Source organism: Campylobacter hyointestinalis subsp. hyointestinalis (assembly GCF_013372145.1).
In the GTDB taxonomy this organism is placed as follows: Bacteria; Campylobacterota; Campylobacteria; order Campylobacterales; family Campylobacteraceae; genus Campylobacter; species Campylobacter hyointestinalis.
Genome location: NZ_CP053827.1, coordinates 893,986 through 907,036 on the forward strand (window position 1 = coordinate 893,986; position 13,051 = coordinate 907,036).

12 protein-coding genes are annotated in these 13,051 nt (G+C 34.1%); 7 read left to right on the forward strand and 5 right to left on the reverse strand.

Features of this window, described 5'->3' with window-relative positions:
* Window position 1 precedes the first annotated feature (1 nt).
* Genes coaD through CHHT_RS04745 form a run of 7 tightly spaced genes read left to right on the forward strand, consistent with a single transcriptional unit; the run spans window position 2 to window position 6,972 of the window.
* Complete coding sequence (gene coaD / locus CHHT_RS04715; RefSeq protein WP_034961233.1) at window positions 2–481, forward strand: pantetheine-phosphate adenylyltransferase; 480 nt, start codon at window positions 2–4, stop codon at window positions 479–481.
* A complete protein-coding gene (gene tmk, locus CHHT_RS04720; RefSeq protein WP_034961230.1) occupies window positions 475–1,053 on the forward strand; it encodes a dTMP kinase in 579 nt (192 codons plus the stop codon). Before coaD ends, tmk begins: the two co-directional genes overlap by 7 nt.
* Complete coding sequence (gene hisS / locus CHHT_RS04725) at window positions 1,050–2,279, forward strand: histidine--tRNA ligase (protein WP_064019748.1); 1,230 nt, start codon at window positions 1,050–1,052, stop codon at window positions 2,277–2,279. Before tmk ends, hisS begins: the two co-directional genes overlap by 4 nt.
* Entirely contained in the window at window positions 2,279–4,117 is a 1,839-nt protein-coding gene (gene speA / locus CHHT_RS04730) for a biosynthetic arginine decarboxylase (RefSeq protein WP_115600658.1), read from the forward strand. Before hisS ends, speA begins: the two co-directional genes overlap by 1 nt.
* A 2-nt stretch (window positions 4,118–4,119) precedes the next feature.
* Window positions 4,120–4,815, forward strand: coding sequence for a serine O-acetyltransferase (gene cysE / locus CHHT_RS04735; RefSeq protein WP_034961225.1), 696 nt, complete (start codon window positions 4,120–4,122; stop codon window positions 4,813–4,815).
* Window positions 4,816–4,819: 4 nt separating this feature from the next.
* Window positions 4,820–5,989: a pyridoxal phosphate-dependent aminotransferase gene (locus CHHT_RS04740; protein ID WP_034961223.1), complete on the forward strand. Its 1,170-nt coding sequence runs from the start codon at window positions 4,820–4,822 to the stop codon at window positions 5,987–5,989.
* Window positions 5,989–6,972: a glycosyltransferase family 2 protein gene (locus tag CHHT_RS04745; protein WP_034961222.1), complete on the forward strand. Its 984-nt coding sequence runs from the start codon at window positions 5,989–5,991 to the stop codon at window positions 6,970–6,972. Before CHHT_RS04740 ends, CHHT_RS04745 begins: the two co-directional genes overlap by 1 nt.
* 1 nt (window position 6,973) lies before the next feature.
* Here CHHT_RS04745 and mog read toward each other — a convergent pair whose 3' ends face one another.
* The 5 genes from mog to aroB are packed head-to-tail and all read right to left on the reverse strand — an operon-like array spanning window position 6,974 to window position 12,977.
* The gene (gene mog, locus CHHT_RS04750; RefSeq protein WP_064019749.1) at window positions 6,974–7,504 is read right to left on the reverse strand and encodes a molybdopterin adenylyltransferase; all 531 of its coding nucleotides are present in this window, start codon (window positions 7,502–7,504) and stop codon (window positions 6,974–6,976) included.
* Window positions 7,504–9,153, reverse strand: a complete 1,650-nt coding sequence (locus CHHT_RS04755) for an ATP-dependent metallopeptidase FtsH/Yme1/Tma family protein (protein WP_082864076.1) — start codon at window positions 9,151–9,153, stop codon at window positions 7,504–7,506. Before CHHT_RS04755 ends, mog begins: the two co-directional genes overlap by 1 nt.
* The gene (gene mtaB / locus CHHT_RS04760) at window positions 9,131–10,372 is read right to left on the reverse strand and encodes a tRNA (N(6)-L-threonylcarbamoyladenosine(37)-C(2))-methylthiotransferase MtaB (protein ID WP_051663691.1); all 1,242 of its coding nucleotides are present in this window, start codon (window positions 10,370–10,372) and stop codon (window positions 9,131–9,133) included. Before mtaB ends, CHHT_RS04755 begins: the two co-directional genes overlap by 23 nt.
* Window positions 10,369–11,946 carry a mechanosensitive ion channel domain-containing protein gene (locus tag CHHT_RS04765; protein ID WP_034961220.1) on the reverse strand — a complete coding sequence of 526 codons (1,578 nt, stop codon included), beginning with the start codon at window positions 11,944–11,946 and terminating at the stop codon, window positions 10,369–10,371. Before CHHT_RS04765 ends, mtaB begins: the two co-directional genes overlap by 4 nt.
* A complete protein-coding gene (gene aroB, locus CHHT_RS04770; RefSeq protein WP_034961218.1) occupies window positions 11,943–12,977 on the reverse strand; it encodes a 3-dehydroquinate synthase in 1,035 nt (344 codons plus the stop codon). Before aroB ends, CHHT_RS04765 begins: the two co-directional genes overlap by 4 nt.
* Window positions 12,978–13,051: the final 74 nt, after the last annotated feature.

Here is a 13,051-nt window from a genome sequence, read left to right on the forward strand (position 1 = left end):
AATGAATAAATCTTGTATATATCCAGGGACTTTTGATCCTATCACAAACGGACATATGGACGTCATCAAACGAGCTTGTAAAGTTTTTGACAAAGTCATAGTAGCAGTTGCACTAAATGAGAGTAAAACGCCCTATTTTTGTTATGATAAAAGATTGCATTTAGCAAAAATAGCGACTAGCTCCATATCAAACGTAGAAGTCATGGGCTTTGATAACTTGCTTGTTGATTTTGCAAAATCAAATGGTATAAATACCGTAGTTAGGGGTCTTCGTGCAGTAAGTGACTTTGAGTACGAGCTACAAATAGGCTATGCAAACGCTTCTTTATGGAGTGAGTTCGAAACTATATATTTTATGCCGAGCCTTAAAAACGCATTTATATCAAGCTCCATAGTTCGCTCAGTTCTCACGCACGGTGGCGATATAACAAATTTAGTTCCAAAAACTGTTTTAGACAATATAAAGGGTGAAAAATGTTAATAACATTTGAAGGTATCGACGGTGTCGGAAAATCTACACAAATTTCTCTTTTAAAAGAATTTAAACCTAGCGCCATTATCACCAAAGAACCCGGCGGAACCGAGTTTGGTTCTTGGGTAAGGGAATTTTTACTTAAAAATGCCAGCAAAGTCTGCAATAAAGCTGAAATTTTACTATTTTTAGCTGATAGAGCCGAACATTACGAAAAAGTTATTAAGCCAAATTACGGAAATTTGGTTTTAAGCGACAGAGGATTTATATCTGGGATAGCTTATGCTATGGCAAATGACGATAATCTTGATATAAGCGAACTTTTAAATTTAAATAAATTTGCATTAAACGGAGATCTAGGAGATAAATTTATCTTTTTAAAAGCAAGCGAAGAGCTTATCAAAGATAGACTTTTTACGCGTGGAAATAGTGATGATATCGAAAAACGAGGCGTTGAATATTTAATGAGAGTTCAAGGATTTATGAGTATAATATTCGCCGACTTAAAATTTAATGTTTTAGAGATAGACGCAGGGCTTAGCGTAAGCCAAATACAAGAAGAAATAAGGAAATTTATATGATAAATGCGCTTCGCGGAATGAAAGATCTACTTGATGATGATGGAAAACTTTATAAATTTATAATAGAAATTTGTGAAAGTGTTGCCAAAAATTACGGTTATGAATTTTGCGAAACTCCCAAAATGGAAGAAACCGGGCTTTTTAAAAGAAGCGTAGGCGAAAGTAGCGATATAGTTGGCAAAGAGATGTATCAGTTTATCGACAAAGGCGGTAATGACGTATGCTTAAGACCAGAAGGAACTGCTGGAGTAGTTCGCGCATTTTTAGAAGCTAAATTTGATAAAGCCGGTGGAGTTAAAAAATACTTCTATCACGGAAGTATGTTTAGATACGAAAGACCGCAACGAGGACGTTTGCGCGAATTTCATCAGTTTGGTGTAGAGTGTTTTGGCGAATCTAGCGTATATGAAGATGCTAGCGTTATACTAATGGTAAGCGAGATCTTAAACAAACTCGATATAAAAGCTACCCTAAAACTAAATTCGCTAGGAGATAGCGACTGTATGCCAAAATATAGACAAAAACTTATTAAATTTATAGAAGCAAATAAAAATGAACTATGCGAAGACTGTAACAGAAGGCTTGAAACAAATCCGATCCGCATACTTGATTGTAAAAAAGAGCATTGTCAAATGTTGTTAAAAAACGCTCCACTTATCACTGAAAATTTAAATGAAGAGTGCGAAAAAGACCTTTCAAATTTAAAAGAAATTTTAATACAAAATGGAATCGAATTTGAAGTAGATCCTAAGCTCGTGCGTGGGCTAGACTACTACTGCAAAACTGCTTTTGAGTTTGTGAGCGATGAGATAGGCTCTAAAAGTGCAGTCGCAGGTGGCGGAAGATACGATAAACTCACGGAGTTCTTAGGCGGAAAACCTACTCCTGCCATAGGCTTTGCTATGGGTTGTGAGCGCATAATGGAGATACTCAAGCAAAAAGAGTTTGCTCCAAAAAGAGATGGAATTTATATCTGCGCTTTAGATGAAAAATATATAAAACAAATTTATTCTCTTGGATTTAATCTTAGAAAAAAACATAAAGTTGAAATTTCTTATGAAGCAAAAAGTCCAAATAAACATCTAAATTTAGCAGACAAAAAACTTGCTAAAATATTTTTATGTATAGGCGAAGATGAAGCCAAAAACGGCGAAATTTGGTATAAAAATTTAGAAAACAGAGATGAAAAACGTCTAAGTTTGGATGGTCTTAAGGGAGTGTTATGATAAATGATTATGGGCTTAGCCTTTGGGGGGATTCTAATTTTATAATTGATAGCGGGAAAATTTGCCTAAATACCGACTTTAAACCAGCTATCATCGACATAGTAAAAGACATAAGAAACGACGGATACAGAGGTCCTCTTTTACTAAGATTTCCACACTTGATTAAAAAGCAGATAGTTCAAGTCTATACTAGTTTTGATCGTGCAAAAAAGGAATTTGATTATTCTGGAAGTTTTAACGCGGTTTATCCTTTAAAAGTAAATCAATACCCTGGTTTTGTCGAAAATTTGACTAAACTAGGAGAGCCTTACGGATATGGCTTGGAAGCAGGAAGTAAAGCTGAACTTCTGCTTGCTATGGCGTATAACAATCATAGCGCGCCGATCACAGTAAATGGCTTTAAAGATAAAGAGCTTATAGATATCGGCTTTATCGCTGCTGAAATGGGACACAACATCACTCTTACCATAGAGGGATTAAATGAACTTGAAGCCATCATCGCGACTGCAAAAGAGAGATTTAAGCCAAAACCAAATATAGGACTTCGCATAAGACTTCATAGCAGCGGAACTGGTGTTTGGGCAAAAAGTGGCGGTATAAACTCTAAGTTTGGGCTGACTTCTACCGAGCTTATAGAAGCGGTAAATTTGTTAAAAGAAAATGGGCTTATCGAACAATTCACAATGATACATTTTCATATCGGAAGCCAAATAAATGAAATCCATCCACTCAAAAAAGCACTAGCAGAAGCCGGAAATATATACGCAGAGCTTAGAAAAATGGGAGCTTCAAATTTAAAAGCTATAAATTTGGGCGGCGGTTTAGCTATAGAGTATTCGCAGTTTAAAGAGCATCCTAGCAGAAACTATACGTTAAAAGAGTATGCAAATGACGTCGTTTATCTACTAAAAACTATAGCAAATCAAAAAAACGAGATCGAACCAGATATCTTCATAGAAAGCGGTAGATATATAGCTGCAAATCACGCTGTTTTAGTAGCTCCCGTACTTGAACTATTTAGTCAAGAATATACAGAAGAAAAGCTTGTGCTAAAAAAGAATAATCCTCCTTTGATCAGTGAGCTTTACGATCTTTATACCAGTATAAAACCTAGTAACGCCATAGAGTATCTTCACGATAGTATAGCCCATATGGAAAGCGTTTTGACGTTATTTGACCTTGGCTATGTCGATCTACAAGATCGCTCAAACTCTGAGATCTTAGTGCATCTCATTATGAAAAAATCGATCTCAATGCTAGGTAATAAACAAAACTACGCTGAGCTTCTTAAAATTCAAGAAGAAGTTCAAGAAAAATACCTAGTAAATTTCTCAATGTTTCAAAGTTTACCTGATTTTTGGGGTCTTGGACAAAACTTTCCAGTAATGCCTTTAGATAGACTTGATGAGCGCCCTACTTTATCGGCGTCCATTTGGGATATAACTTGTGATAGCGATGGAGAGATAAGCTTTGATGCAAATAAAAATCCGCTATTTTTACATGATGTAGATGTAGAAAAAGAAGAGTATTTCTTAGGATTTTTCTTAGTTGGGGCGTATCAAGAAGTACTTGGTATGAAGCACAATCTCTTTACTCACCCTACAGAAGCAACAGTGTATTTAGACCAAAGCGGAGGATATGAGATAAAAAATATATTAGAGTCGCAATCCATCATGGACATCTTAGAGGATTTAGACTACGATATACACGCTATCAGAGATACTTTAAACGAAAAGATAGAAAACTCTACTTTAGTAGATGAAAAACAAAAAAAACATATTTTAGGTGAATTGTATCTATTTTTAAATGATAATGGCTACTTAAAAACGATAGGATAAATATGGGTTTTTGGAATATTGTAAAAGAGGATTTAAATCAGCCTAAAGTGCAAGACCCTGCATATAGATGCTTTTGGGAGCTTGTATTTAACTATCCAGGTGTTTGGGCTATAGTAAATTACCGTTTTACTCATCTTTTATGGGAGAAAAAATGGCACAATATGGCCAGAATGCTTGCTGGAATTAGTAATTTTTTAACTAGAGTAGATATACATCCTGCCGCAAATATAGGCAGAAGAGTTTTCATAGACCACGCAACTGGAGTCGTGATAGGAGAAACTGCTGTTGTAGGAAATGATTGTTTAATATATCAAGGCGTTACTCTTGGCGGAGTTAGTCTTGATAAAGGTAAAAGGCACCCTACTTTAGAAGATGGCGTAGTAGTAGGAGCTGGAGCTAAAATACTTGGAAATATAACCATAGGAAAAGGCTCTAAGATAGGAGCAAATTCTGTCGTCGTAAAAGATGTAGCACCTAATTGTACCGCCGTGGGAGTTCCTGCTAGAGCAGTCGGCGGCTGCGCTAAGCCGTTAGAACACAACAAACTTCCAGATATAACAAAAGAGATGCTTGGATATCTTATAAAAAAGATAGAGTTGTTAGAAAAAGAGGTTTCAAAAAATAGTAAAAATATTTGTAAATCCGAAAATGATTTAAATGAGTGTTATAAGCAGTATATAAATTCGATAAAGGAGTAAAATAATGTTGTCTAAAAAAATAGGAGTGCTTTCAGAGAGCCTAACTATAGCTATCAGCTCAAAAGCTAAAGAGATGAAAGCAAATGGGCAAGACGTCATAAGCTTTAGTGCTGGCGAACCTGATTTTGATACACCAAATGTTATAAAAGATGCGGTAAAAAGAGCATTAGACTCAGGTTGCGGAAAATACACTCCGATCCCAGGACGCCCTGAAGTATTAAAAGCCATAGCTACAAAACTAAAAAGAGATAATGGCTTAGAGTACAAAACAAGCCAAATCATTACAAACGTAGGAGCTAAACACTCTTTATTTAATATCTTTCAATGCATCATAGATGAGGGAGATGAAGCCATCATCGCGTCTCCATACTGGGTAAGCTATCCTGAGATAGTTAAATTTAGCGGCGGAACTCCTGTCATAGTTCAAACAGATGAAAGTAGCAAATTTAAACTCACAAGTGAAGCTTTAAAAAAAGCTATCACTCCAAAAACAAAAGCTATTGTGCTAAACAGCCCTAGCAACCCATGTGGCGGCGTTTATACAAAAACTGAACTCGAAGCTATAGCAAAAGTTTTAGAAGGTACAAATATCGTTGTTCTAAGTGATGAAATTTATGAAAAACTTACATATAATGGCGAGTTCGTAGCCACAGCTAGCATAAGCGAGGATATGTTCAAACGCACCATAACTATAAACGGTCTTAGCAAATGCGGAGCTATGCCGGGCTGGAGATTTGGATATATGGCTAGTGTTATGGATGATATAAATGCAGCAGTTAAAAAACTACAAAGTCAAAGCACTAGCAATATTTCAAGCATAGTTCAAGACGGAGCCGTGCCTGCTTTGCTTGGCGAAGCAGATAAAGATATAGAGTTCATGCGCTCTAAATTCATAGAACGTCGCGACTACGCAGTAGATGCCATAAATGCCATAAAAGGACTTAATGTCGTAAAACCTGATGGTGCTTTTTATTTATTTGTAAATTGTAAAGAAGTAGAGCCAGACTCTATGAAATTTTGCAAAGATATGCTAGAAAATGCCCTTGTAGCCACAGTACCAGGCATAGGATTTGGTATGGATGGATACTTTAGACTAAGTTTTGCTTGCGATATGGATAGTATAAAAAAAGGAATCGACAGAATAGCTAAATTTGTAGAAAGCTATAAAAAATAGTGCCGAAAATCAGCGTGATAATCCCTTGCTTTAACGCGGAGGGATTTTTAAAAGAGTGTTTAGAATCACTGCTAAATCAAAGCTTTAAAGATATAGAAGTCATAACGATCAATGATGGAAGCAGTGACGATACTCTAAAAATCTTAAATAAATTTGCTATTATTGATAGCCGCCTTGTTATCATAGATCAGAAAAACAGCGGCGCGAGTGCAGCTAGAAATGCCGGTATAAAATTAGCCAAAGGCGAGTATTTAGCGTTTTTAGATAGCGATGATTTTGCCGCAAAAGATAGCTTATCTAAATTTTATGAAGCAGCAAAAAAATACGATGCCGACACTATTTTTGGAGATTTTAATACCTACAAAGATGGATATACTACTAAAGTAAATAATTATATTTGTGATGGTGGATTACTTGATAAAGAGAGCTTTTTATTTGATTATTTTACTATCAACAATGCTAAAAGCATATTTCCTACAATGTGCGCTAAACTCATAAAAACTAGCCTTATAAAAGAAAACAATCTACTATTTTTAGAAGATATCTTTATAGCCGAAGACTCAAATTTAAGTGCAAAAATACTCTGGCTTTCGCAAAAAATCGTAAAAATAAACGAAAGCGTTTATAGCTACAGAGTTGGTCTTAATAACAGCTCTAAAAGTATGAAGTTTAAAAACTTTGAAGATGTTAGAAAATGCGAACTTGACCTAAGAGAATTTTTTTCTAAATTTAAAAAAACAAAAAAACAAGAAGAGTATTTGGAATGCTACTTTTTACATCTTCGCTATGACGCTGCTTTAATTATAGAACCATATAGCTTTAAAGAGTATCAAAAAGCATTAGAGTTTGCTTGTGCAGATATAAGATCAGCTTTTAAAAGCAAAGGATTTAAATATCTTAGTTTAAAGCTAAAGATTCTTTACTATCTATATAGATTTTTTCCAAAATTATACCCAAAAATAATCAAGCTCAGATATAGATAGCTTATTTTTTCTTTGGTCTAAAAGCCTTTATTTTGCTTTCGTCAGTCTGCAAATATGCAGCACCTATCAAATCTAGGCAGTAAGGCACAGCCGGAAATATAGGCTCTAAACATTCTTTTATGGCTTTTGGCTGCCCAGGTAGGTTTATGATAAGAGTTTTGCCTCTGATACCAGCAGTTTGTCTAGAAAGTATAGCTGTAGGGACGTATCTAAGGCTAGTAGATCTCATAAGCTCACCAAATCCGGGCATCATTTTATCGCAAACTGCTTCAGTCGCCTCTGGTGTAACATCACGTCTAGCAGGACCTGTTCCTCCTGTTGTTAGTACAAGATCGCACTTTATATCATCACACATATTTTTTAAATTTAAAACTATCTGATCAAATTCATCAGGTATAACTTGGTATTTAAATTCTACTTCGCTAGTTATCCACTGACTTAAAATATCTTTTATAGCAACACCGCTTTTATCTTCGTAAATTCCAGCGCTTGCTCTATCGCTTAAAGTAAGTATTCCGATTTTTGCTTTCATTAACCCTCTTTTATTATATTTTTCATAGTTTGTATATCTATACTCTCGTTATTAAAAAGATAATTGCTCACTTTAAATAACTCTGCTTGCGTTTGAGCCATAAACTCAAGCATATCTTTATAGCTAGCACATAGCAATGAGCTAACTTCGGCATCATTTGACGAAAACTTTTCATTCATAGAGTAGTCAAGGATCAGCTTTTTAGCAATCTCTTTAGCAGCAATTAAATCCAAATTTGAGTTTGTGTAAAGCTCATTTTTATAAACTCTAAGCGCAGCCATACCAGCTAGTAAAACTTTTATCTTTGATAACAAAATAGTTTTTGACTCTAAAAAATCATCACTTTGTAAAATATGATCTTCTAAAATAGAAATTCGTTCAAATTTAATACCGAATTTATAAGCAGCAACCGCTCTTGCAGCTTTATATAAAGATTGGATCTCTTTTTCATCTTTGCTTAAAGAATGCAGTTTTTTCTTTCCAAAAAGCACTCTATTTTTAACTTCGTTAAAATCATCTTCATTTAAAAAATCTCTTTTATTTCTAAAAGCATTGATAGCAGCTTCATTTGTCAAAGTCGCAAGCCCTGCTCCGCTAAAACCTGTAGTATTCATAGCTAAATTTACTATATCTACTTGATGCTTTTTATCTTTAAGATATGATTCTAATATAGCCGTTCTATCTTTAAGATCAGGAAGTCCTAAAAATATACGCCTATCAAAGCGACCACTTCTAAGCAGAGCTTCGTCTATAACATCTATCTTGTTTGTTGCTGCTATGACTATGACTCCGCTGTTGTCTTCAAAGCCGTCCATTTCAGTAAGAAGCTGATTTAAAGTGGCTTCTCTCTCATCACTTCTACCGCCGCCCCTTGTCTTTCCTGCAGCGTCTATTTCGTCGATAAATATGATACTAGGAGCGTAAGCTTTAGCTTTTGCAAATAGCTCTCTTACTTTTTTTGCACCCATTCCGACATAGATCTGCACAAAGCTTGCTCCACTTTGGTAAAAAAATGGTACATTTGCCTCTCCTGCGACTGCTTTTGCCACAAGCGTTTTACCGACACCAGGAGGTCCTACCATTAACACGCCTTTTGGCATTTTAATACCCAAATCTTTATATGCTTTTGGATTTTTTAAGAAATCAACTATCTCCATAAGCTCAACTTTTACTTCGTCTATCCCAGCAACATCTTTAAACATAACGTTTGAAATAGAAGGCGTTATGGCAGATGTGACCATAGAGCTTAAATCATCTTGTGGCAAACTATTTTTAGTTTTTTTTGGTAAGTCTTTTTTTATAAATTTAAAACCAAAAAAGGCAAAAATCAAAGATGCAAAAAACAAGATCCAAATAAAAATATTAAAATCTCCAGATGATTTTATAGCCACTTTTTGACCAAGTTCATTTAAATTTATAGAATCTTTAAGAACGCAATAACTCCTACTCCCAACTTTAAGTATAACTTCATCGCCATCTACAACCGCATTTTGGATAGAATTTGACTGCAAAAGATTGTCATACTGCATCAAATTTATATTTTTAGGACTATTGCGAACTGCTACAAAAGTAAGCAACAAAAAAAGTATAATTCCAACTACTATAATTGTATTTTTTTTATTTAATTCAAATTTCGGCATAATTGACATCACTTTTTACCTCATAATTTTCGATTTTAATCCACTCTTTTGAAATATCATTGTTAGATTTGATCTTTATCTTGTTATAAAACTGATCAAATCCATCGTAAAGCCCATTTGCTTCTTGCTTTTCAACTAAAATTTCAAGAGCTGTTTTGACTTTTTTTCTAAATTCAAAATTATTTACGCTAACAATATCCTTTAAAATATTTAATCTTTTTTTCGCAGTTATACCATCTACGTCCATTTTCATCTGTGCTGAAGTAGTGCCACTTCTAGGGCTATAGATAAAAGCGTGAAGATGAGTGAGCGGAAATTTTTTAAAATTTATTAGAGCCTCATCCCATAACTCCTGGCTCTCTCCTGGATGCCCTACGATAAAATCAGTCCCCAAAGCAAAACCTAAATTTGAAAGCTCATTAAAAAGTTCGATATCTTTAAAAGCTTTATTTCGTCTTTTCATGATATTAAGCATTCTTTGGCTTGTATGCTGAAGTGCTATATGTAAGTGTTTTTCTAGCCAAGTTTCACTTAAAATTTCTTTAAAACTATCATCTATCTGACTTGGTTCTATACTGCCAAGACGAATTCTTTTTATGCCATTTATCATTCCTAGTTTTTGTAAGAGTTTTCCTAAACTAGAGTTATTTGTATAGCCGTAACTTCCTATATTTGTACCGGTCAAGACTATTTCGTTGTAGCCATTATTAGCTAGCATCATAGCTTCTTTTAAAATGATCTTCTCATCAATGCTTCTGCTAGAACCTCTAACTGAAGGTATGATGCAATAACTACATTTAAAATCACAACCTTCTTGAATTTTTATGAAAGCTTTTGTGTGATTTTCATAGTTGCTAATTATATTTTTATCTATAAAATTCAGATCCCCAAGCTCGAAAAATGGTTTATCTGAGTTTAAAAGATCATTGATTTTTGATTTATGACTTGCTCCAAGTACGCCAAAAACCGAACTGTTTTTAAATAGCTCTTCACCTTTACTAACAGCACCACAACCGGTCAAAATAACCTTTTTACCGATATTTTTCATACCATTTATATAGCTTCTTACTCCGCTATCTGCACCATTAGTTACCGTACATGAATTTACTATGATGATATCGGCTAGATTTTCGTCGTTTGTGATAGTTGCATTTTTGATATAGCTTTTCATAAGCTCGGTGTCGTAGATATTTGTTCTGCAACCAAAAGTTTTAAAATACACTCTCAATATAATATTTCCTTACTAACATCTGGTAAAGTTCTCACTTGATCAATAGGTTTTGCACCAAAATAAAGTGTCTGAGTAGGGAACGCGATCTTTATATCGTCTTCTAAATTTAGGGCTTCTACTATCTCACTACTTATAGTACTCCTAAGAGCCAAAGCGGCGTATGAGTTTGTCATATACCAAACGCTTATATTTATACCATAAGGCTCAAAAAAGCTATAAATTCTAGGCTCCACGTTTGGATTTTTGATGCTATACTGATCTCTTAGCTTATTCATCTGCTTTTTGGCTATGTCGGTATAGCCTTTCGAGTATTTTCTAGTGATATTTTTGATGATATACATAGCTTTTTTATGATTGCTATCAAAACTAAGCATTATGTCTATACCATCCCATACAGTTTTCATACCACTATGAGTATAATTTGCAATGAGTTCGGTAAATATATAGTTATTTGGTATAAAAACTATACGTCCGCTACGTCTATTTGTACGGTAGGTAGTAAGCGTGATATCTTCATATATAGTCATTCTAAGCAAACTTATATCGATGATATCGCCTACATAATCGCTATTTTGATAACGTACTCTTATACGATCTCCTACGTGAAAAGTACCGCCAAAAATGATAACGCTCCAGCCGAGCAAACTCATAAACATATCTTTCATAGCAATAGCAAGACCAGCCGAAGCAAAACCTAAGATAGTCACCATATAGCTTACGTTTTCTATATAAGCAAAAAGTAGAATAAAGATAATAATCGTGAAATTTAAAACATTTATAAATTTATTTATAGTATAAATTTTTTGATTATCGGAAATGTATTTTTTAGTTATAATCTTACATAAAAATCCAAGCAAACTCACTATAATGATAGATAAAACTATACTAAAAGCCTGTTTTATCTGATCTTTTACTTCCAAGCTGGCTCTATTTATGGCTTCATCAAGCTTTTTTTGGTACACACCAAATGTCGTAGTAGCTATGTCTTTTGCTATTTGAAACTCATTTATTTCTCTGCGTACTTCATATAATTTTGATGAGTTTAGACTTGTTTGATTTAGATCATAAAGCTCTTTAAACAAAATCTCTTTTTGTTTGAAAGATTCTAAAGCGTTTTCTAGCTGAAATAGCCTGTTTTGATAGTCATCTTTTTCATTTTTTAGCTTTTTTATATATGAAAAACCGCCTATCAAGGCCACTGGGTTTGTTATTTTTCCTATCTCCTCGATATCTGGGACTACTAACATACTTTGAAACGGAGATTTTTCATACTCTTTTAGAAATTCGATCTGCTCTTTTAAACTAGCGATTTTAGTCTTTAGCTCATCTATTTTTTGCATATCTTTTTTATCTGCCGACTCTAGCTCAGATCTTACTCTTTTTATCTCTGTTAGCAAATTTTGATACGTGTTATAGTTCGAATACCTAATAAGCCAAATATTATTTTTTAGTTTAGTATCATAATCTTTGATCTTGAGATTTATCTCTTCTATTTTGTCTGTTTGGCTACTATTTGTTTCTGCAAAAACACTAAAAACCACAAAGAGTAAAAGAACGATCAGCCGTTTCATTTAAATTCCCTCAAAGTGTCTAAAACTATCTCTTTAGAGATGTCGTTTTTCATACAAAAATCCCCAATACCTTTTGGTAGTATAAATTTGATCTTGCTATTTTGACTTTTTTTATCTAAGAAAAAAGCGTTGTAAAACTCAAACTCATCTTTTATCTCATAAGTCACAGGAAGTCCAAATTTACAAAGTAATTTTTTTACCGTTTCTAACTCATCTTTTGAGATAAGCCTAAGTTTAAGAGCCAAATGATTTGCCATATTTATACCGATCGCGACAGCTTCTCCGTGCAAAAACCCTGTATAATTCGTCTGCATTTCTATAACGTGGGCAAATGTATGACCGTAGTTTAACACCGCTCTTATACCACCCTCTTTTTCATCTTTTGCTACTACTGCGGCTTTTAAACTTACACATTTTGCTATGACATTTTTTAGGGCTTCATCATCATTAAGATCACTGTTTTGCATAAAATAAAAAAGATCTTTATCGAACATAACAGCCATTTTTATAGCTTCTGCAACTCCTGCGCTAAACTCCCTAGAAGGCAGTGATTTTAAGAATTTAGTTTCGCAATAAACAGCGCGCGGTTGATAAAACGTACCGATGAGATTTTTACCGAATTTATTATTTACTCCTGTTTTACCGCCCACGCTAGCATCTACTTGAGCTAAAAACGTAGTGGGTATATTTATAAATTTGATTCCGCGCTCATAAATGCTTGCTACAAATCCAGTCATATCACTTATAACTCCGCCACCAAGAGCTATTAACGTACTATTGCGCTCAAGTTTAGATATGAAAAGTTGCTCTAAAATTTGCTCGATACTAGAAAGATTTTTGTATTGTTCGCCATCAGGCAGAGTAACTACAAAAATTTCATCGGCTTTTATCAAATTTAAAATATCTTTAACGTACAGTCCGCCGACTTTTGAGTTTGTTATGATCGCAACTTTACCGCCGATATTAAGGGCTTTTAGCTCATCTATAAAAACTGGGTAGCTATTTTCTTTTAAATCAATATTGATTTGCATATTTTCCTCTTTGTAATTTTTATAATTATTGTATCAAAATCACATTAAAACATAGATATCTATTTTAACTAAAA